This is a genomic window from Paenibacillus eucommiae (assembly GCF_017874215.1).
Taxonomy (GTDB): Bacteria; Bacillota; Bacilli; order Paenibacillales; family NBRC-103111; genus Paenibacillus_AI; species Paenibacillus_AI eucommiae.
In genome coordinates this window covers 22,200-41,422 of sequence record NZ_JAGGLB010000046.1, presented here as the reverse complement: position 1 = coordinate 41,422, position 19,223 = coordinate 22,200, and the positions used below count along the sequence as shown (strand labels likewise).

Here is a 19,223-nt window from a genome sequence, read left to right as displayed (position 1 = left end):
TTCCCACTGTTAGTGCTTCATATTCCCTGTTACAGTATTGTGGGAATGAAACATATTTTAGGAGTAGAGGCGTTGAAGGCAGTAAAGAATCGAAGTGTAATGGCACTCGTTAGGCGAAGAGGATTTCGAGGGTTTTTAAATCTATGTCTTAAGTATAAGTATTGGTATTTGTCCGTTATTGTGCTGCAACTTGGTGGTACTGGTGCTTCGTTAATGCTGGCTGAAACGAGCAGACGTCTTTTTGACGGTGGGAGAAGCCTATCGCGACACGAGCTGCACACAATTCTTGCCGGAATAATTGGTTTCGTAGCACTCGGGCTTATCTGTACTGTTTTTGCCCGTATATGCAATCAAATTGTTAATACTAATGTCGTATTCTCAATGCGGCAAATGGTACTGTCGAAGCTGATTGACTTGTCGCTAAGCGAGCACGAAACTCGCCATAGCTCACGCTCCCAAAATTTGCTGTTTAATGAACTTGAGGTATTCAAGCATTTTATAGTTTTCGATATCCTCAAATTGATAGCGTTACCAATCTCATTTGTTGCGGTTGGCATTTATTTGCTGGAAGTTCACCCGCTTTTGGGAGTTGTCGCGATACTGGTTGGCCCTCTGCAGCTACTCAGCAATTTTGTCGTGAAAAAATCGTACAAGGACCTTGTTGCCAGACAGCAGGAGAACGGAGGGGAAGTGTTTTTCCATTTGGGAGAGACGCTTGCGGGTATGCGTGAGATTAAGATGAATCAACTGGAGACTTCCGTCATTCATCGTTTTCGGGAAATTTGTGATCGTGGAATCAGGCTTTGGGTGGCCATCGAGAAAATGCAGGCGGTCCGCGATCTCGCGCGGCTTCTTCCGGAAAAGCTCGGTTACTTGCTAGGTATCGGGATTGGTGCGATTCTGATGGTGAACGGGCAGATCGGTCCTGGAGCGCTTGTTGCGTTTATCACCCTGCTTGACCGGGCAAGTGAGCCGTTTGCCGACATTACGGGTATCATTAATTCACTGCAAAGGGTTTCTGCAGGAACGGAAAGCTTACTAGATACGATGGAAATGGACTCCGAGGACAAAGGCGGGGATCGCATCCTGCAGCCTATATCGCCAGCAATCGAGTTTGAAAATGTTACGTTCGCGTATCCTGAAGGTCAACCTGTTCTGAAGAATGTTAGCTTCCGTGTATCGGGCGGTCAGTCCATGGCACTCGTTGGGCCAAGTGGGGGAGGTAAAAGCACAATAATAAAACTTCTCTATCGAGTATATACACCCCAAAAAGGTACCATACGTATTAATGGTGTACCCATTCAGGACTATTCACTTGAATCTTTGCGCGGTTGTCTGGCAGTCGTGACACAGGATATCTACTTATTCGATGGCACGATACGGGAAAATATCGCGGTGGGACAACAGCAAACAGACGATCCGGAGATACGGTTGGCGGCGGAGTTATCGCAGTCATTAGATTTTATCGAGGATTTGCCGGAGCGGTTCGATACCCGGGTAGGCGAACGAGGGATCAAGCTTTCCCAGGGACAGAGGCAGCGGATTGGCATCGCGCGGGCGATTCTGCGCAATGCATCTATTCTTATCCTTGATGAGCCTACTTCTGCTTTGGATGTAGAAACTGAATCACTATTCCAACAGCGGCTTGCCGACTGGTCAGGGGAAAGCACGAAGATCATAATTGCGCATCGGTTATCCACCATTCGTAATGTTGATGTAGTGGTATTTCTGGAAAAAGGACAAATCAGGGAAACGGGAAGTCCAGGAACGTTGATCCGCGATGGCGGCCGATTCATGGATTACTGGGAAAAACAGCAGATCACCGAATTTGTCGGTTGATTCCTCGCCATTCCGCTAACCGGCAGGATAGTTTAAGATCATTTGGCTTAGAACGTTGGGTATCGGTGTCGAAACACTCCGTGAATTGAAGATTAGCGGGGTTCTACAAGACGACGAGGCGGTTGAGCGGCTGCTGGGCGAACATGAGCAATCGCTCCGCAAACACATTGAAGATAAGCAGCAAATGCTGAATAATTTGGAGCGCATGAGAGGCCACCTATTGCAAACCAAGAAAATTCAGATCGAGCCAAGGATCGTTACGAAAGGGTCATTTACTATCATCGGTCTAAGATGGAGCGACCAGCAGCTAAGTGAAGGTAACGGAATCCCTCAAGTCTGGGAACGATTTTTGCTGCGGGTCATGAGGTAACGAGGCGTGTGAATCCGAATGAATTATATGGCATCGGCGGTACTCAGAAATCAGGCGAGTTTACTTATATCGCAGGGTTGAAGCGATCACGGAGAGAACTGTTGGTACCTATTCGAAAGATAGAAGACGGAGGAGCTGTATGATAAAAATACTTGAAACCATAATTTGCAGGGACATGCTGCCGGAGTGGAACGAGTTGCTCCAGAGGCCGGACGAGCTAGTAGAACGTGCGATGACTGACGGCTTTGAAGCAGAAGTAAAGAGAATCGATAGAGGTGTACACCGCTATGTTATGAAAACCTGGAGCAAAGTCTCTCGTCCGGACATCCGTGTGCAATATCAACTGCTAAAATGGCTGTTTCGTCAGGGTATGGCGGTGCCAAAGCCGATTGCATGGGGCGTCCATCGTGAGAATCGATGGCCCGTCCTTGTGACAACGTTTGAGGGTGAATGTATCAAAAAAGCTGACGTGGAAACGATCACCCGCAGCGCTCAGCTTTTAGTGGAGCAAAGGTTTCCACCAACGGTCTCCGGTCATATTGACGTTGTTTTCCGGAAACGTGATTGATTTCCTCAAAGTGCCCCCTAGCGGGGCGTTTTTCGATTGGACAACCAGTATGCCCGTTCGCTATAATGAAAGGGGCAATTCCCATACTTTCTCAATTGCAGGAGGAATCCATTCATGGCACAAGAACGCGTTGGTTTCGTGGTAAAATGCCGCCAGGAAATACAGGATATTAAAAGAAGATGAACGAAAAAGAAGTTAAAAAACAACTTTCCGCAGCCAAAAAGTATAGAAATAACGGTGATTTTGCTCAAGCCTTGGCGATTCTACACCAAATAAACAATGAATATCCGGAGAATGTAACTTACAGGTATCAATTGGCATTCACCTATTATGAAAGTTATGAAAGCATGAATACTGATGCTGCCAAACGTTATGTAGAAGAAGCGGTTGCATTAGATGCCAATTTTAAAGAAAACTACGAGCTGTTAGGTGATATTTATAGGAAAGAGGAAAAACTAGAAAAAGCTAAGGAATACTATGAAAAAGCGTATGAGTTAGACTCTGAGTATTTAACTGTAGGAGAAAAACTGATACAGTTATATCTGAAAATGAGTAATTACGAAGGAGTATTAGAAGTTTGTAGTCGTATGATGAGTTATATTCCTGTCGATACTTCTAGCGCAAAAGCAAAAGCTTTAACTTCTATATATTTTGGTTGTGTTTTATATAAAGGATGGGCATTAGTTTATTTGAATCGTTACGAAGAAGCTATTGAAGAAATTAAGAGGATAAAAGAATTAGACATTCAAACTAAACTTCCATCATTTTTTAACCAATACAAAGATGATGATGAAGCGTTATTTAAAATGTATTATAAATTAAATAATAATCCGAAAATTAGTGAATATAAAGAAATATTAAGAAATGAATATAAATTAAATGACGAAAATATACTGGCGTTAGAAGAAGAAGCTAGACAAGATATTATTTTGTTTAGGCAAAGACCAGATGTAATGCGGCATTTAGGATTAAGCTAAAAGGGTGGCAGCAATGCCTATTTTTTTGAAGTATTGGTTAGTTGTTGCAGAAAAAATTTACAAATTGTGCGAATTGTAATATGAAGTGCGACAACTAAACACAAAGAAACCTATGAATGGAATCGTGTAAAATGGAAGTCACCACAACACCATTTTCACAGGAAAACCCAACATGAGCTAGTAAAGCATCGTTCAAAGCAGTCCCGGCATATATGTCCGGAGCTGCTTTATTTTCATTATTCGTAATCTGACGATTTATGCCGGCGAGTCAGCTCCGAAATTGTTATCGATTGTGTGCAACAGGTTATTACGCTAACGGGCAGGATAACATAATCAAATACAACTATATAACTCCATTATATTTGGTATAATCTCCGGTTGATGAGGATCAAACAGCTCTAACTAGATTTGGAATAAAAGAGAGATCGAGCCTTTTGCAGTGGCCGAGGAGGAATACAGTTCCAGATATGAAGAAAGGCGGGGTATTGATGTGTTATAAAAATGTGTTGACACAAAAGTAATTAGGGACCATACTATATATATGAACAACAATAATAAAATAATAAATGACATTAACGCTATTCCCTCGCTTGTACAATCCAAGCGTCAGATTGATCGCTATAACCTAAACATAGACGCACAGGCTATACTCGTCGCGTCTAGGCTAATGGCAGCGGGAGCCAAGCTTCACTATGGACAGACGAATAGTTAATAACAATTTAATTGAGCAAAAGGAGGGATCCATCGTGAAAATAAGAGCGATAATTACAGGTGTTACGGGGATGGTTGGCGAGGGTGTATTACATGAATGCCTGCAGCATCCTGATGTGGAACACGTTTTAGTGATTAACCGCAAACCATGCGGCGTTTCACATCCCAAATTAACTGAAATCATCCACAAAGATTTTTTTGATTTATCTGCAATAAAGTCTCAATTAAATAACTATAATGCATGCTACTTTTGTTTGGGTGTAAGCTCTGTTGGTTTGAAGGAGGCAGAGTTCGCGCGCTTATCGTATGATCTTACAATGTATATGGCAGGCATACTTTCAAGCTTGAATCCAGATATGGTATTCTGCTATGTTTCCGGAATGGGGACGGATAGTACAGAACTAGGAAAAAGGATGTGGGCAAGAGTGGAGGGCAAGACAGAAAATCACCTCATGCAGCTGCCTTTCAAAAAAGCGTACATGTTTCGCCCTGCCTACATCCATCCAATAAAGGGATTAAAAAATACGCATAAATCTTATTATGCATTGATGTGGCTATATCCTATTCTAAGAAGACTATTTCCAAACTTTGCCGTGTCTTTAAAGGAGCTTGGTATTGCAATGATTCATACTGTTACAAAAGGATATGATAAATCTATTCTGGAGGGCAAGGATATCATTAAATTGGCTAAATCCTAACCGGGTACTTTTGGCTGATCTCATAATCTAATTCATCTGAGCTCAATAATACAGCTGTTTTATCCGGGTAATTATTCTCAATGTGTCGCTCTCCCCAAGCGCAAAGCGCATCCAGAATATGCGTAAGCGAGCGACCATACTCCGTTAGATGAGGAGGGGCTGGGAAACCTGCCCTTTACTCTAGCGGGCAGGATAACATAACCAAATACAACTATATAACTCCATTATATTTGGTGTAATCTTCGGTTGATGAGGATCAAACAGCTCTAACTCGATTTGGAATAAAAGAGAGATCGAGCCTTTTGCAGTGGCCGAGGAGGAATACAGTTCCAGATAAGAAGAAAGGCGGGGTGTTGATGTGTTATAAAAATGTGTTGACACAAAAGTGATTAGGTGCCATACTATATATATGAACAACAATAACAAAATAATAAATGACATTGACGCTATTCCCTCGCTTGTACAATCCAAGCGTCAGATTGATCGCTATAACCTAGACATAGACGCACAGGCTATACTCGTCGCGTCTAGACTAATGGCAGCGGGAGCCAAGCTTGGACATGCCTCGGAGATTCATTTCTCCAGATTCGGTTTATCAACAGGTCGATATCGTTTACTGGCAGATCTTGAAGATAACGAAGGAGAAGAGTTGCCTTCGCAATTAGCGGAGCATCTAGGCGTTACACGTGCTACAGTGACAGGTCTTATCGACATTCTTGAACGAGATGGGCTAGTATCTCGGCGATCAAGCTCAGAGGATGGCCGTCAGAGATCGGTCATTTTGACGGAAGAAGGCGCGAAGAAGCTCCGTGAAATGGCTCCTGAGCATTTCGCTCGGCTGGAAGCCATGGTGGGCTTACTCAATATCGATGAGCGCAGCGTTTTTCTCGACCTACTAGGCCGAGTTACACAAGGCATCTCAGCACTTACGGACGAACCAATCGAACCAAAGCAACACATCAGTAATGAGTAGAATGGGCTAGTGAAGCTAGCCCATTTTCACCCTTATATAGTTAGGTTCCTAATTATATCTTACTGAAAGCAACTGCTGAACGATTTAAAAGAAGAAAGGAGCAACTAAATGAATAAAATGAAATACCCGAATCAGACAGATGATGTTTACGGCATCAAGGCTGCTGGTTCCAAGAAAAAGACTTTTGTACTATGGCGTGAAGTTGCAATGGCCTATGCTGCTCCTGCCATCATGGCAGGTATCGGGGGATTGGTTACTGCCGATAGGGGTCTTCAAATAGGGGCATTGACCACAATCGGCGGTGCATCGGCCTTGATGGCCTTGATGATTGGCCTTTTGTTGCGCAGTCGAGGGGGCCGCATACGATGGATTATAGGTGCACCTCACTTGATTGTAGTAGGGGTGTTCGCATTGGCAGGGTCCTCGTTAGGCCTATACGCCGCATGGTTGACATCTGGTTTAATAGAATTTATGATTCCGAGCAATCACTGGGCCTGGGTCGATCGTGTCTGGATCGATTTCCCATTATCTGGATTTATTGCTAGCACGATAGTGACATGGCGGTGGCGTCTTGCCGTCACAACTAATTTTTCATCCAAAAGGGGAAGATAAAAATGATAGTTATTATGGGAGCAACAGGTACGATAGGCAGTGCGCTTTTGGAACGTTTGGTTGATCTTGGCGTACCCGTCAGGGCGCTGAGCAGAGAGCCAGAGAAGTTGCGTGATCAGATCGGAGAAAAAGGCCGATCGATTATCGAGGTAGCATCGGCGGATGCTTCTGACCCGGAATCGCTGCGCCGCGCGTTTACAGGAGCTAACCAGCTATTCCTTGCCATGTCCAACAGTCCAAGACAAATTGAATTGGAAACTTCAATCATTCAGATTGCCGCCGAAGCTGGAATTGAACACATTGTCAAAATATCCAGTCCTGCCTTTGAGAAGAGATCTCCAGTGGCAGTGGCGGGCTGGCATCAAGAAATCGAGAAAACGCTGAGGGAATCGGGTCTCACCCACACCGTGTTGCGCCCTTATGCGTTCATGCAAAACTTACTGCGCCTTGCACCAACGATCACAACCCAAAATGTTTTCTTCGGCTCCATGGGCGATTCACCCTGTAACTTCATTGACTGTCGCGATATCGCAGATGTTGCCGTAGAAGTTCTGACCAACCGCGAGGTATCAGGCCAAATATATACACTTACCGGTTCGGAGATTTTCAGCTATCCCCAGATCGCGAGTCAACTATCCACTCTGCTTAATCGGCCGATAAGCTACATCAACATGGACCCCCAAGTACTACTCCGCAATCTAATCGAGCACGGGCATATGCCTCCTTGGCTTGCGAACCACGTTGTGGAAATTCAGACCATGTCTACGGTGGTGCCAGAAAGTCCTAATGACACTGTGAAGCGCTTGCTCGGCAGAGAGCCACGCACGCTAGACGCCTTTCTGCATGAGTATGTAGAAAATTTCCGGTAGAGGCGGAATCCACCTATTTTGAAATTTGTGTAGTGGCAGCATTTTGTTCCGATTATCTCAGACAAGTCATTGAGCTAACGGGTACGTTAGTTGAACGATACAAGGAGCAGTTACCGCGGCAGTTGCTCCTTGTTTAAGCTAAAGGGCAGGATAGTTAGAAATCAATGTTGAACTATTGAAGAATGAAGTGCATAAATAAAGAGGTGTGAATATAAGGTTTGAACTTATTGAATTAAACGGTGTACCCGTTATATCTTTGCCCGCAGGTTACGATTTGTTAGAAGCTTTTATTGGGACAAGTCTTCAAGATAAAGATGAAAATGGTGTCTGGCTAATCGACTCAATAAACGAAGTTTTAAATGGGAAGGTAGAAGATTCAACTCTCGGCGATGTAAAATACTTTGTAATCCAGCTTAATAATATAATTACTACATTGATTAAGGACGGATAACAGTAGGTTCAAGTAATCGATGAGACAAAGAGGGGGAAACCGAAATGAAGACGATCAAGCGCATGATGGACCACTTGTACTGGGCGGACGGACGGATCTTGGACGCGCTCGAGGAGAGTGAGACGAAGAACAAGGACCTTCTGAAGCTGGTTCGGCACGTCGCGGTGGCGGAACGAGTCTGGCTGTCCCGATTGCAGGGCAAGGGCAGCGCGCAATATTCGTTGTGGGAGGAAGCGGAAGACCTGACGGCGATCCGGACGATGTTCGAAGAGAACGCCGAGCAATATCGCGTATATATCGAAGAGCTCGAGGAATCCGAGTTGGACGAGATGGTCGACTATGCGAACCAGAGCGGGGTTCCGTTCCGAACGTCCGTCCGGGACATCCTGTCGCAGGTCCTCTTACATGGGCAATATCACCGGGGACAGATCAACCGGGTACTTCGGATCGAATCGGCAGAGCCCGCCCAAGTCGATTACATCACGTTCGCGAGGCTCTAACGGGGCCTAATAATCACCATCACTTGGAATGGGATTGGCATAAAGGATGCAAGTAAAGAAAACAAATTAAAAAGGAAATTAATTTTTATAACGGATTCAAGATTTAAAGATACTGGCGAAAGAATTTACGATTTTTTATTCAAACATAACATTCTCATTGAGTGTCCCGATTGTATGAAAAGCGCTAAAGGGATAAGAAAAATTGAAGGTAAATTCGGATATTCTACAATGTAAACGTTGTGGTGTTTTGAGTGATCCGATGATTGGTACGTGGGGAAACGGGACTTTTATGGGTCTGAATCTTTGGATGAGGACTAATTGCTGCGGGAATTTGCTTTGGGCTTATAATAAAGAGCATTTAGATTGTATGGATGGTTATATCCATGCTTCGTTACGTGAAAGAATCCCCAATAAAAATCAGAGTTTGGCGAGCAGGTTTCCTGATTGGATTAAGTAACTCCGAATTGTTAAAGTATAAAAATATTAGGAGTTTAGAAAAGGGGGATCTACGTAATTTTATTACGTAAAACGATCTTATTACAGTAATTACGAATTGAATTTCGTAGAATAACAGTTAATATGACATATCCGAAAACCAAATTTCACATTTTACTATACTGTGACTTATCTTTGTTATCATGTTCTGTGACAAGATGTTAATCGTTTGGAAGTAATTGGTAATTCTTGATAGAATAAATATGAAGATGATCAGGTAATAAATTTGTATACATAAGGAGATAAAACTATGGCAAAAAACAAATTACTAAGAATGGATAATGTTGGCATCGTTGTAGAATCCCTTGATGACGCAATTTCTTTCTTCGAGGAGATTGGCTTGAAGCTCGAAGGGCGAGCTACTGTCGAAGGTGAATGGGCTGGTCGCGTAACCGGGCTGGGTTCACAGTGTGTAGAGATTGCTATGATGGTTACCCCAGATGGCCACAGCCGAATTGAACTTTCGCGATTTCTCACCCCACCTACTATATCAGATCACCGAACTGCTCCTGTAAATGCCCTCGGTTATCTACGCGTCATGTTCACCGTTGAAGACATTGACGAAATGGTATCCAGACTCACTAAGTATGGTGCTCAGCTCGTTGGCGAAGTGGTTCAGTACGAGGACTCGTATCGGCTCTGCTACATTCGTGGAATTGAAGGGCTTCTAATCGGTTTGGCGGAACAACTCGGTAATAAATAAGTGACGTTTAAAAGAAGACTTAACTGAAATATACATTACTAGAGAAAAAATAGAAACAGAAAAGCAGTGTGAAAGTATCTCAAAGAAGTCGGGTGCATCAATCATATAAACACCGATTCACGCTCGGGGTCTGGGCGACCCTCGGTCCCGGAAACAAGGAACGAGGAAGTAATTGCCGGGACACATCCGCACCGACTAACCGCATCGCGGCCGGCAACAAGCTGCCTTAACTCGGTGGGACTTCGTGATGCATGAACTTTAACGGTATCAATGCAAAACCAAATTAAAGGGACTCAACTAACGGGTACTTTAGTTTAACGATACAAGGAGCAGTATGCCGTGGGAGCTGCTCCTTCTTTTTATTAAACTAACGGGCAGGATAATACAAAAAAGAGTCGAGAATAAGGGACTTTTGCATTGTAATTTTTTGGATGTACTAGTTTGAATTTAAGTGTATAATAAATTTAGAACATTTGTTCTTGAAGGAAGAAGACGGCAACGAATATGAGGTTGTTTGGAGGATGGAGTTACTTTTTATGCTTCAAGGCAAGCCGTGAAACACAGGAATTTCTTGTACTGCAGGAGCCTTATTGGAAAACGGCTTACTTTGGACAATATGGCTGGGTATCAACATGGGCGAATGACCCAGATAGCTGGGAAAAGCTTGAGTCGCTGCTTTTCGAAGCATATTGTCTATCTGCACCAAAAATTCTTGTCGCAAAAATGCTACAGAAATAGATTCTGACCTGCATAATAAATATATTGTTAATTAGAATCATGTATAGAGAAAGATGAGAGAGAGGCAAGCGAAATGACAATAATTAAAAGCGCATATCTCACCATTCCTGTAAGTAATCTTCAAAGTTCAGCAAACTGGTACGGTGAACATTTTGGTTTTAAAATTGTTACCGAGGATTCAATTTTTCTTGAACTGATGACGGAGTCTGGGGTTAGGATTCTTTTTCAGCATAACGATCACAACATTAATTCTCATATGACTTACTCTGGTGGAACTCTCCAATCCGCATATGGTTTTATCGTATCTGATGCCGAATTACTCTATAAAGAGTTTATAGATAAAGGCATTAATGTAGGTGAATTATTCGACTATCAAGGGAAATCCTTTTCGTTTTACGATCCTGATGGAAACTACATCGAAGTATGGAGTTTACCCGAGAAGACAAACTAAAAGTAGCCTCATGTTATTAAACTAACGGGACACGTTAGTTGAACAATACAAGGAGCAGTTGCCGCGGCAGTTGCTCCTTGTTTTTATTAAGCTAACAGGCAGTTTAAGTTAATGAATAACCACAATGCTTGGCGGCAGAATAAAGTAAGGTTGGGCATGATTGATGAGAACCCGCGTAGAAGAATTGCTTGTATTGCTTTCAGGAAATCGCTCTGACGGACAGCATTGTTTAAAAGATATTCTCTCTTTTATTAATATGACATAAGGTGACTTATTTGAGGTCTATAATGGGTGGTAGATTAACGAAGGGAGTAACAAATCATGAAACGAAGAATAATTTTGGATTTAGCGGTTACTTTAGATGGTTTTATTGAAGGGAAACATGGTGAAGTTGATTGGTGCATTATGGACTCTGAGCTGGGATTTATAAATTTTTTAAATCAAATTGATACCATTTTATATGGAAGAAAAAGCTATGATTTATGGGGACAATTTACTCCGGAAATTGAACATACGGATTCTGAAAAAGAATTTTGGGAATTGATTCATAGTAAAGAGAAGTATGTGTTTTCCAGGACACAAAAGGGGACTGATAATAAAGCAATATTCATAAATGATAGTATTCTTGAAAAAGTAAATAAATTAAAGAATAAGCCTGGTAAAGACATCTGGTTATATGGTGGAGCAAGTCTTATTACAACTTTCATCAATTTAGGGCTTGTTGATGAATTTAGATTATCTGTTCACCCTGTTATTTTGGGAGAAGGAAAACCGCTGTTTGTGGATATAAAGCAGAGATTGAATCTAAAAATGGTTCATACAAGAACGTTCTCCTCAGGCGTTGTACAACTAATTTATCATTTGGATGGTAACTAATAATTTTGCACATTCCTAAGGTGAAATCGTTAGTTTCAGATTAACAGCGGCAAGTTTAAGACTTTATTTTCTGAAGTCCAGAGTGAGGGAACTTACGTCGAGAAGCAATGGAATGGGAAATGTAGAACGAACCGAGAAGCTTAAACGCTATATCATGGGGTGGATTAACTATTTCAAGATAGCGGATATGAAGAAACTGCTCCAAACCACGGATGAATGGATGAGAAGGCGGATTCGTATGGTCTATTGGAAACAATGGAACCGAGTGAGGACGAAGTTCGAGAAGCTGCAGTCGCTCGGAATCCACAAACAGAAGGCATGGGAATATGCCAACACGAGAAAGGGCTACTGGAGAGTTTCTAATAGCCCCATCCTCTCGAAGTCCCTCGGCAACACACCCTCAAAGGATTAGGATTCCTCTTCTGGTGGTGTGGGAGGTCGGCTACTCAACTAATGGGTAGCCTCCTACCCGATTGCTCTGAGAACGTGTATGAAGCATGGTATAGTTTCGGGATCGAGAGAAAGTCGGCAATAAAATAGGAAAGATATTCCTTTGAAGTTTCTCTTTTTTTTATTCATATTTTTCATGTAACATTAAGTTATGGCGAGAACCACTTCCTCTACAGGAATATTTATCCAATGAATTAATGAATAATATCCTATGCCTGTACAAAAAAACGATAGGGGATAATCATGCTGCAATCAACCTTAGCTATCTCCACTCTTTCCTTTTTTATGGTCGCACTTTTATGCCCTATTCTTATTTGGGGGTTACGGACGTTAAAACTTACCCAACCAATTAGAGCTGAATTACCTCCTGACCATCAAGCCAAGCGTGGAACTCCGTTAATGGCGGGTCTTGTACTTTTAACAGGCATATTAGTAACCACTCTGACCCGACCAGACCCATTAACATTATTCCTTAACACCACCTTCATCTTATTCGGCATAATAGGGTTTATTGATGATTTTAAAAAAGCTTATTTTCAAGACCCTTCTGGCGTTTCAGGAAAAACAAAGCTAGTCCTTCAGTTTACTTTTACTGGTGTACTCCTGTGGTATCTGATTAGTACATATTCCCTTAGTCCCAACATAACAATATTTGGTGATTATTCATTAAAACTTCCCCTTCTATTTTATATAATCATTATGATGCTCTTTATTGTCGGTTCAGCAAATGCGATTAATTTTACCGATGGATTAGATGGTTTACTTATCTCTGTAGCTATTCCAACCTATTTTTTCTTTTTTATTATTTCTGACAAAATGGGTGTTCAAACATTTTCATTGGTAATGATTGGTTGTTTATTGGGATTGTTTTTCTATAATATATATCCTGCTAGAGCGTTTATGGGTGACACGGGTTCTTTGGCTATTGGTGGTTCTTTAGCATTTATTGCTATAATTGAAAAAGTTGAGATATTAATTCCCATCTTATTTTTTATATATTTATCAGAACAACTATCAGTTATTTTACAGGTTTGGTACTATAAAAAAACTAAACTTCGTATTTTTCGCATGACACCTATCCACTTTCATTTTAGCCTGAAATATGGTTGGAGTGAAAACAAAATTGTTATGATATTTGGCTTCATTTCATGGGTAGCTACTTTGATATGTCTGTTGTTATGGAAATTTATGTTTTTAAAATAATAAATTAAAAGCATCATCATTTGATGGTGCTTTTCTTATGCAGCTATGCGATGAGTGTCCGGCTAATAGCTAAGAACCGTGTATTTTACAGAGTATTTACGCATTTGCAACCGTAAGTGGCGCAAACGCAACCTCAACCACATAGCATTAACTCCATTGTTTTTCTATAATTAAGTTATCAGATAGCAAAGGAGAGCAAGCCAATGTCTTTTAGTGAAAAATTGTTGCAACTTAGAAAAGAAAAAGGTTATTCCCAGGAAGTGCTGGCCGAAAAATTGTGCACAACCAGACAGGCAGTCAGCAAGTGGGAAAATGGGCAAGGGTACCCCGAAACCGAAAAGCTGCTTATGATTGGCAACCTGTTCGAGGTGTCCATCGATTATTTGCTGAAGGAGAGCGAGGTGAAGGGTGGCGTTGAAGAGCGTGGGTATTATGTCAGCCAAGAGATGGCGGAAGGGTATTTGAGTCATCAGCAGAAGTCGTCCAATCGCATTGCGACAGGGGTGAGCCTGCTAATTATGGCTTGTTTGCCGTATGTGATGCTTCCACAGGAGCCGGTCGTTTATTCTTTTCTTATTATTTTGTTGGCGGCAGGGGGTGTCGTTGCTCTCGTTTCAGCCATACTGAAAGACGAGGAACGGTACCATGTGCTGGAGAAAGAAGCTCTTATGCTGGATCAGGGTTATGTGAAGCAATTGACGGAACGTTTGAATCGATTAAAGAGCAGGTACTCAGCCGTGATCATCGTCGGTGCTGGCATGGTGGCGATAGGCGGAATGGCTTTTCTGCTAGAGAACAAGGGGATCTCCGAGGGCGCATTGGTCCCTTATTATCCGGTTTGCCTCGTTCTAATCGCCATGGGCGCATATGTAATTATTCGAACATCTACGCTGTGGTCCTCCTATAGTCTGCTGATCTACAATGAGAAGTATATTAATCGGAGGAATAACGGATTCTGGAGAAAAATCAGGAAAAAGTTGGCCAAATAAAAAGGAAGATTACGTTAATTGACCCCAAGTAAGATAAGAACAAAAGCACCCTCGCGAGGTGCTTAAGCTGACACTATTTAGCCAATTTCGGATCTTCGAATGGCATTAACCTCGTCATGCGTTCTCCTCTCGTACGATGTCATAATCGATAATCGTCTTCGCTAGGATATTCGGAGCCATCACGACTGCCGAATGGTCCTGCCCGGGCAGCGTTCGGGATTCAACTAAAGGCAGGAGTTCGGCAAGTGCTTTGGCTGCGTCGTGGAAGAGCGGTTCGCTGTTCTCGCCTGTCATGATCAAAGTAGGAACGTTCACTTTCCATCGGTCGGTTGGAAGCGGTCTGCCGGATTGCGTGTCGCCCATAATCATACCATCATAGGTGAGTGTGTGGGACATGGTTTCCATCGCTTTCCAGGAAGGATCGGCTTTCATGTAGCCGATGTATTCCGCCGGAATACCGAGAGCTTCAGACATGAAGTATTCGACCGCTTCGCTTCTTTTGTCGGCTTGGTTTAGCATGTTTAAATGTTGAACGTATTCTGTCGGCACAGGTTTACGGCTGTCATTGATAATGAAAGGTGGTTCGTACAGATACAGCTTCGTCACCTGGTCTCCTAATAGACTTGCCGCTTCAAGGGCTAACACAGCGCCGGATGAGTTTCCGAACAGGCAAGCATTGCCTCCCGCCTTATGGATTAGAGCCTCAATATCCTCGACTTCACGTTGGACGGCATATGGTGCGACATCAGAGCTTTGACCACGGCCTCGGCGATCATAGTTGTAGACGGTGAAATGAGCTGTGAGCTGCTGAGCAAGCTGGCCTGCATCGCGATGGTCGGCAACAGCCGAGGCTATGAGAATAACGGCGGGTCCGTTTCCTTGCTTTTCATAAGCGATCTTTGTTCCATCCTTTGAAGTAACTGTGTCCATATGTCCTCCTATTAACGCTTCTAAGTATACTTCAAGTCGGTCAAATGCATCGGTGAAGCCTTCGACCATACCCATTGTTTCGGCATTGTCCAATGCTTCGGCACTGGAGAATCGCGTAACGATGCTAAGCTTCGTGCCACTTGTTGCTTCCTCGAATAGAACGGTCGTTAGCATCTCGCTGTTCTCTACAACATTCCAGTCTTTATCGGCAAACGAGTCGGTGTATACCAGTGTAGAGGGTTCATTAACCTCTTGATAAACGGCTTTGCAGAAAGCCTCTTCACCGCTATTGTCATCCGATTTCAGACTGTAACACCAAACACCGCTGGGTCTTACATCCATCTCATATACGGTGGTGGTCCATAATTTGGGGCCCCACCAACGCGCAATGTGTTCCGGCTTTGTCCAACCTTCCCAAGCAAGCTTGGGAGGTAAGGCTACGATCCGTTCGATAGTAAGCTCACGAAGATCGCGATTTTTATGGATTTTTGTTTTTGATCTCATTATCATTCATCCTTTTTAGATAATTTTCCAGAGCGTCAAACCGCTCATTCCATATGGCTTGGTAATTCCGAATGTTGTTGTTATAAAGCTTGAGATAGAAGGCAATCATAAGTCTTCCTTTCTTTTGTAGTCGAGCATATAATCCTCGAAATTATCGAGACGCTCTTCCCAAAGGATACTAAATGAATCAAACCATTCATCCAGATCCTGAAACGGTTGGGCTTCGAGGCTATATATTCGCTGCTGTGCCTTACTGCGGGCGCGCACCAGCCCGGCTTCACTCAAAATGCGCAGATGGCGGGACACTTGCGGCTGACCGATATTGAGCGCGTGAACGATTTCGCTCACTGATCTCGGTGCTTTTTTTAATAGTTCAACAATGTTGAAGCGATTCGGCTCGGCAAGTGTGAGTAATGTTAATTGCATCGTTGTTGTGTTCATATAAGTAATATACACTTAAGTGTATATACGTGTCAATGTATATAATAAATTTTAATGAATTTACACTTTGGTTAACCGTTGTTTATCGTTTGCTAAGTCGTAAGGCTTGAGGGAAAATTGCGTAAAAAGTAATCGCTAAAAAACGGTGAAAATCTTTTTGGGCAATGAACTGCTGATGAGGTTTACTGAGTGTATATGGCGGAAGAGGCTCTATATATGCAATAATATACTATATGGCATTTCATTTTAAGATGTAGGATATGAGAAGAGCTTTGAAAGGAGCATCCTCATGGATATTACATCTTTTTTGATTTACTGTACGATTGCTACTTTTACACCAGGACCTACTAATATTGTCATATTGTCCACTGTTCAAAATTTTGGGGCAAAAAAGGCAATGAAGTATACGTGTGGAGCAACGGCTGGTTTTGGCTTATTACTTATTATTTCTACTATGTTGAATACGATTCTTATAACGTTCATACCGAAAATATTAATTGTGATACAAATAACCGGGAGCATGTATATGCTATATCTCGCTTATCAAATTTACCAAACGGATACATCAAACCGGGCAGTAAACCAAACGGCTACCTTAATGTCAGGCTTCCTTATGCAGTTTTTAAATCCGAAGGTAATACTTTTTACAATGACTGTAATTCCAAGTTTTATTATGCCCTACTATAACGCGATCCCTGCTGTGACGATAAGCATTATTGCAATAACTCTGATTGGGTTTTCAGCTTTTACTACGTGGGTTCTTTTCGGTACAATCTTCAAGGAGTTTTTACAGAAGTATAATAAGTCAGTTAATGTAATGATGGCGTTATTTTTAGCATACGCTGCTATCATGATCTGGATGTAGGTAATCTTATGCAGAGGTGTTTGAAATGGACAAATTTATTTATAAAAAATCGGCAGGGATTACTGCTTTGTCAGCAAGTATGACTGAATTTAAGTATAAAAAGCACTCCCACAAGGAGTATGCAATAGGCGTAACATTGCGTGGTATTCAGCATTATAACTTGGAGGGCAGTCTACAATTATCCTATCAAAATGGAATTATGCTTTTTAATCCAGAACAGGCACATGACGGAATGGCACATGATAAGACAGGCATTGATTATGTTATGCTATATATTGAGCCCAAATTGCTTTTAGAGGTTATGGAAAAAAAGGATATCGTACGTTTTTCAACTCCTATTGTGTATAATCATGAACTTGAACAGCGAATATTAAGTCTTTCTCAAGCTATATTAAGCGAAAAAGATGAGGCGTTGTGCAGTGAATTACTCTTATCGCTTACGGATAGCCTTATTCCAATCAATCTTACTACAGACAACAAGAAAGATAACGCACTAATTAGTAGAGCAAAGGATATGTTTCATGCCAACTTAGAACATGTACTTAAGCTTGATGAGATCTGTAAAGAGCTTCATTTATCCAAATTTCAGTTTATCCGATTATTCAAGGCTCAAACTGGAATTTCACCCTACCAGTATTTTCTTAACTGCAAAATCGAACGTGCAAAGCAGGTCATTGAAAAAAATAAAGATATTTATTCTGCAGTAGCTGCATGCGGTATTGTTGATTTAACCCATTTAAATAAACACTTTAAAAGCGTTTATGGAACAACAGCGTTTGAATATATGTCACAGTTGCCTGGAATGGATCATCACAACAAATTATTATGAAGGTGGCATTCCATTGAACTAACTGGCAGGAGGTCTTATGGGAGCTAATATAAAAGTTTATTGTTTATACAAAATATATGATAAATACTATTTATTAAGGGTTTCACGTCCAGAGTATTCAAATGTCAATCAGATGCAAGAAGATATTGCAAGCGAAATGCTTGAAGTAAAAAAGAAAGCATTACTAAATAAAATCTTTGATTATTATCATCTAAAAGATGATACAAACATTGAGTTCATAGGAGAATTACAAGGCTACCCAATTGGTAATGATTTATATGTAGAGAAAGGATTTTTCAGTTTAACTTTATTTTACTGTCAAACAGACTATGGTTTTCCTTGGATAGTTATTGGACATTCCGAGAGTAAGCATTTGTTTCTTGAAGAACTTATGGAGGATGAGGACTTAAGTGCTTTAAGACCAATAGGTGATCCAAGAGAAGTTAATGCAATGTTTTTTATAGAGGAAGATTTTTTATAAATGTGTATGAAAGTTTAAGCTTTTGTGGCAGATATACAGAGATTGCAGAAACTTTAAATTTAAAACCAGGCATGGAACAAAGATCCCGCAACACCTCAACGGAATAAATGCCTGTCCAGACATAAAAAAACCGGTTTTCTCCATTCTCTAGGAGAGACGCCGGGTTTTCCTATTTTTATGCGCGCTGAATCTAACGATTATCTATCTTCTCTGGATACAGATCATGATTCAGCAAGCGGTGTTCCGCCATCGCCTCATATTTCGTACCAGGAAGTCCGTAATTGCAGTAAGGATCGATCGAGATCCCTCCTCGCGGAGTAAATTTACCCCACACCTCGATATATCGCGGTGCCATCAGGTCTATGAGGTCGTTCATAATAATATTGATGCAGTCTTCATGGAAATCTCCATGATTGCGGAAGCTGAACAAATAGAGCTTCAACGACTTGCTCTCCACCATCTTCGCATCAGGGATATAGGCAATATAGATCGTAGCGAAATCCGGCTGCCCCGTCATCGGGCATAGGCTCGTGAATTCCGGGCAGTTGAACTTCACCCTGTAATCCCGGTAAGGATGTTTGTTATCGAACGCCTCTAATAGAGACGGACTGTAGGTTTGCGGATATTTCGTACCTTGGTTGCCGAGGAGGCTGATGCCTTCCAATTCGTCTTCGTTTCTTCCTGTCATGCTGCTTGTCAC

Annotated in this window: 23 protein-coding genes and 2 pseudogenes; 21 read left to right on the top strand and 4 right to left on the bottom strand. The window is 41.9% G+C overall.

Annotation, left to right across the window (positions count from 1 at the left end; translation table 11 throughout):
* Window positions 1-72 precede the first annotated feature (72 nt).
* From J2Z66_RS38025 to J2Z66_RS38005, 7 genes and pseudogenes are all read left to right on the top strand, one after another.
* Window positions 73-1,839 (top strand): ABC transporter ATP-binding protein, encoded by a 1,767-nt coding sequence (locus J2Z66_RS38025; protein WP_209978500.1) that lies wholly within the window; start codon window positions 73-75, stop codon window positions 1,837-1,839.
* A gap of 55 nt (window positions 1,840-1,894) precedes the next feature.
* Window positions 1,895-2,209, top strand: a complete 315-nt coding sequence (locus J2Z66_RS38020; protein WP_209978498.1) for a hypothetical protein — start codon at window positions 1,895-1,897, stop codon at window positions 2,207-2,209.
* Between the two features lie 8 nt (window positions 2,210-2,217).
* Window positions 2,218-2,352 (top strand): hypothetical protein, encoded by a 135-nt coding sequence (locus J2Z66_RS43650; RefSeq protein WP_281068938.1) that lies wholly within the window; start codon window positions 2,218-2,220, stop codon window positions 2,350-2,352.
* The gene (locus J2Z66_RS38015) at window positions 2,349-2,777 is read left to right on the top strand and encodes a protein kinase family protein (protein WP_209978496.1); all 429 of its coding nucleotides are present in this window, start codon (window positions 2,349-2,351) and stop codon (window positions 2,775-2,777) included. Before J2Z66_RS43650 ends, J2Z66_RS38015 begins: the two co-directional genes overlap by 4 nt.
* 179 nt (window positions 2,778-2,956) lie before the next feature.
* The gene (locus J2Z66_RS38010; protein WP_209978494.1) at window positions 2,957-3,754 is read left to right on the top strand and encodes a tetratricopeptide repeat protein; all 798 of its coding nucleotides are present in this window, start codon (window positions 2,957-2,959) and stop codon (window positions 3,752-3,754) included.
* Between the two features lie 541 nt (window positions 3,755-4,295).
* A pseudogene (locus tag J2Z66_RS43200) lies at window positions 4,296-4,442 on the top strand (MarR family transcriptional regulator); the annotation flags it as partial.
* 58 nt (window positions 4,443-4,500) lie between these two features.
* Entirely contained in the window at window positions 4,501-5,163 is a 663-nt protein-coding gene (locus J2Z66_RS38005) for an NAD-dependent epimerase/dehydratase family protein (protein WP_312894985.1), read from the top strand.
* Here J2Z66_RS38005 and J2Z66_RS38000 read toward each other — a convergent pair.
* Window positions 5,153-5,311: pseudogene (locus J2Z66_RS38000) on the bottom strand (winged helix-turn-helix transcriptional regulator); the annotation flags it as partial. The gene J2Z66_RS38005 and the pseudogene J2Z66_RS38000 sit on opposite strands and share 11 nt — an antisense overlap.
* 261 nt (window positions 5,312-5,572) lie before the next feature.
* Between J2Z66_RS38000 and J2Z66_RS37995 the strand changes: the two are divergent.
* The 11 genes from J2Z66_RS37995 to J2Z66_RS37945 all read left to right on the top strand — a co-directional run bounded on the left by J2Z66_RS37995 (window position 5,573) and on the right by J2Z66_RS37945 (window position 14,473).
* Window positions 5,573-6,136, top strand: a complete 564-nt coding sequence (locus J2Z66_RS37995) for a MarR family winged helix-turn-helix transcriptional regulator (protein ID WP_209978490.1) — start codon at window positions 5,573-5,575, stop codon at window positions 6,134-6,136.
* Window positions 6,137-6,244: 108 nt separating this feature from the next.
* Window positions 6,245-6,748 (top strand): hypothetical protein, encoded by a 504-nt coding sequence (locus J2Z66_RS37990; protein WP_209978489.1) that lies wholly within the window; start codon window positions 6,245-6,247, stop codon window positions 6,746-6,748.
* A 2-nt stretch (window positions 6,749-6,750) separates the two neighbouring features.
* Window positions 6,751-7,617, top strand: a complete 867-nt coding sequence (locus tag J2Z66_RS37985) for an SDR family oxidoreductase (RefSeq protein WP_209978487.1) — start codon at window positions 6,751-6,753, stop codon at window positions 7,615-7,617.
* A 205-nt stretch (window positions 7,618-7,822) separates the two neighbouring features.
* Window positions 7,823-8,068: a hypothetical protein gene (locus J2Z66_RS37980; protein WP_209978485.1), complete on the top strand. Its 246-nt coding sequence runs from the start codon at window positions 7,823-7,825 to the stop codon at window positions 8,066-8,068.
* A gap of 44 nt (window positions 8,069-8,112) precedes the next feature.
* Window positions 8,113-8,568, top strand: a complete 456-nt coding sequence (locus tag J2Z66_RS37975; RefSeq protein ID WP_209978483.1) for a DinB family protein — start codon at window positions 8,113-8,115, stop codon at window positions 8,566-8,568.
* 745 nt (window positions 8,569-9,313) lie between these two features.
* Entirely contained in the window at window positions 9,314-9,766 is a 453-nt protein-coding gene (locus J2Z66_RS37970) for a VOC family protein (protein ID WP_209978481.1), read from the top strand.
* Between the two features lie 811 nt (window positions 9,767-10,577).
* Window positions 10,578-10,955 (top strand): VOC family protein, encoded by a 378-nt coding sequence (locus tag J2Z66_RS37965; RefSeq protein ID WP_209978479.1) that lies wholly within the window; start codon window positions 10,578-10,580, stop codon window positions 10,953-10,955.
* Between the two features lie 321 nt (window positions 10,956-11,276).
* Window positions 11,277-11,831 (top strand): dihydrofolate reductase family protein, encoded by a 555-nt coding sequence (locus J2Z66_RS37960; protein ID WP_209978476.1) that lies wholly within the window; start codon window positions 11,277-11,279, stop codon window positions 11,829-11,831.
* A 112-nt stretch (window positions 11,832-11,943) separates the two neighbouring features.
* Complete coding sequence (locus tag J2Z66_RS37955; RefSeq protein ID WP_245376149.1) at window positions 11,944-12,243, top strand: group II intron maturase-specific domain-containing protein; 300 nt, start codon at window positions 11,944-11,946, stop codon at window positions 12,241-12,243.
* Window positions 12,244-12,524: 281 nt separating this feature from the next.
* A complete protein-coding gene (gene mraY, locus J2Z66_RS37950) occupies window positions 12,525-13,484 on the top strand; it encodes a phospho-N-acetylmuramoyl-pentapeptide-transferase (protein WP_209978472.1) in 960 nt (319 codons plus the stop codon).
* Window positions 13,485-13,687: 203 nt separating this feature from the next.
* The gene (locus tag J2Z66_RS37945; protein WP_209978470.1) at window positions 13,688-14,473 is read left to right on the top strand and encodes a helix-turn-helix domain-containing protein; all 786 of its coding nucleotides are present in this window, start codon (window positions 13,688-13,690) and stop codon (window positions 14,471-14,473) included.
* 114 nt (window positions 14,474-14,587) lie between these two features.
* On the opposite strand, the gene J2Z66_RS43195 is transcribed toward J2Z66_RS37945, so the two are convergent.
* The gene (locus J2Z66_RS43195) at window positions 14,588-15,907 is read right to left on the bottom strand and encodes an alpha/beta fold hydrolase (RefSeq protein ID WP_245376148.1); all 1,320 of its coding nucleotides are present in this window, start codon (window positions 15,905-15,907) and stop codon (window positions 14,588-14,590) included.
* A gap of 105 nt (window positions 15,908-16,012) precedes the next feature.
* Window positions 16,013-16,348, bottom strand: coding sequence for an ArsR/SmtB family transcription factor (locus J2Z66_RS37930; RefSeq protein ID WP_076340159.1), 336 nt, complete (start codon window positions 16,346-16,348; stop codon window positions 16,013-16,015).
* Between the two features lie 289 nt (window positions 16,349-16,637).
* Here J2Z66_RS37930 and J2Z66_RS37925 point away from each other — a divergent pair, with 289 nt between their 5' ends.
* The 3 genes from J2Z66_RS37925 to J2Z66_RS37915 are packed head-to-tail and all read left to right on the top strand — an operon-like array spanning window position 16,638 to window position 18,523.
* A complete protein-coding gene (locus J2Z66_RS37925) occupies window positions 16,638-17,213 on the top strand; it encodes a LysE family translocator (protein ID WP_209978468.1) in 576 nt (191 codons plus the stop codon).
* Between the two features lie 25 nt (window positions 17,214-17,238).
* Window positions 17,239-18,042, top strand: a complete 804-nt coding sequence (locus J2Z66_RS37920; protein ID WP_209978466.1) for an AraC family transcriptional regulator — start codon at window positions 17,239-17,241, stop codon at window positions 18,040-18,042.
* Window positions 18,043-18,079: 37 nt separating this feature from the next.
* Window positions 18,080-18,523, top strand: coding sequence for a hypothetical protein (locus J2Z66_RS37915; RefSeq protein ID WP_209978463.1), 444 nt, complete (start codon window positions 18,080-18,082; stop codon window positions 18,521-18,523).
* 190 nt (window positions 18,524-18,713) lie between these two features.
* On the opposite strand, the gene queF is transcribed toward J2Z66_RS37915, so the two are convergent.
* On the bottom strand, window positions 18,714-19,211 hold the full coding sequence (queF, locus tag J2Z66_RS37910) for a preQ(1) synthase (protein ID WP_209978461.1): 498 nt from the start codon (window positions 19,209-19,211) through the stop codon (window positions 18,714-18,716).
* Between the last annotated feature and the right edge of the window lie 12 nt (window positions 19,212-19,223).

Excerpts from the sequence above, each read along its gene's own strand:
- J2Z66_RS37995 (WP_209978490.1), top strand. The coding sequence starts at position 5,573 with ATGAACAACAATAACAAAATAATAAATGACATTGACGCTATTCCCTCG.
- J2Z66_RS37945 (WP_209978470.1), top strand. The coding sequence starts at position 13,688 with ATGTCTTTTAGTGAAAAATTGTTGCAACTTAGAAAAGAAAAAGGTTAT.
- J2Z66_RS38015 (WP_209978496.1), top strand. The coding sequence starts at position 2,349 with ATGATAAAAATACTTGAAACCATAATTTGCAGGGACATGCTGCCGGAG.
- J2Z66_RS37915 (WP_209978463.1), top strand. The coding sequence starts at position 18,080 with ATGGGAGCTAATATAAAAGTTTATTGTTTATACAAAATATATGATAAA.
- J2Z66_RS37955 (WP_245376149.1), top strand. The coding sequence starts at position 11,944 with ATGGGAAATGTAGAACGAACCGAGAAGCTTAAACGCTATATCATGGGG.
- J2Z66_RS37925 (WP_209978468.1), top strand. The coding sequence starts at position 16,638 with ATGGATATTACATCTTTTTTGATTTACTGTACGATTGCTACTTTTACA.
- J2Z66_RS37965 (WP_209978479.1), top strand. The coding sequence starts at position 10,578 with ATGACAATAATTAAAAGCGCATATCTCACCATTCCTGTAAGTAATCTT.
- J2Z66_RS37960 (WP_209978476.1), top strand. The coding sequence starts at position 11,277 with ATGAAACGAAGAATAATTTTGGATTTAGCGGTTACTTTAGATGGTTTT.
- J2Z66_RS37970 (WP_209978481.1), top strand. The coding sequence starts at position 9,314 with ATGGCAAAAAACAAATTACTAAGAATGGATAATGTTGGCATCGTTGTA.
- J2Z66_RS37930 (WP_076340159.1), bottom strand. The coding sequence starts at position 16,348 with ATGAACACAACAACGATGCAATTAACATTACTCACACTTGCCGAGCCG.
- J2Z66_RS43195 (WP_245376148.1), bottom strand. The coding sequence starts at position 15,907 with ATGAGATCAAAAACAAAAATCCATAAAAATCGCGATCTTCGTGAGCTT.
- mraY (WP_209978472.1), top strand. The coding sequence starts at position 12,525 with ATGCTGCAATCAACCTTAGCTATCTCCACTCTTTCCTTTTTTATGGTC.
- J2Z66_RS38010 (WP_209978494.1), top strand. The coding sequence starts at position 2,957 with ATGAACGAAAAAGAAGTTAAAAAACAACTTTCCGCAGCCAAAAAGTAT.
- J2Z66_RS37920 (WP_209978466.1), top strand. The coding sequence starts at position 17,239 with ATGGACAAATTTATTTATAAAAAATCGGCAGGGATTACTGCTTTGTCA.
- J2Z66_RS37975 (WP_209978483.1), top strand. The coding sequence starts at position 8,113 with ATGAAGACGATCAAGCGCATGATGGACCACTTGTACTGGGCGGACGGA.
- queF (WP_209978461.1), bottom strand. The coding sequence starts at position 19,211 with ATGACAGGAAGAAACGAAGACGAATTGGAAGGCATCAGCCTCCTCGGC.
- J2Z66_RS37990 (WP_209978489.1), top strand. The coding sequence starts at position 6,245 with ATGAATAAAATGAAATACCCGAATCAGACAGATGATGTTTACGGCATC.
- J2Z66_RS37985 (WP_209978487.1), top strand. The coding sequence starts at position 6,751 with ATGATAGTTATTATGGGAGCAACAGGTACGATAGGCAGTGCGCTTTTG.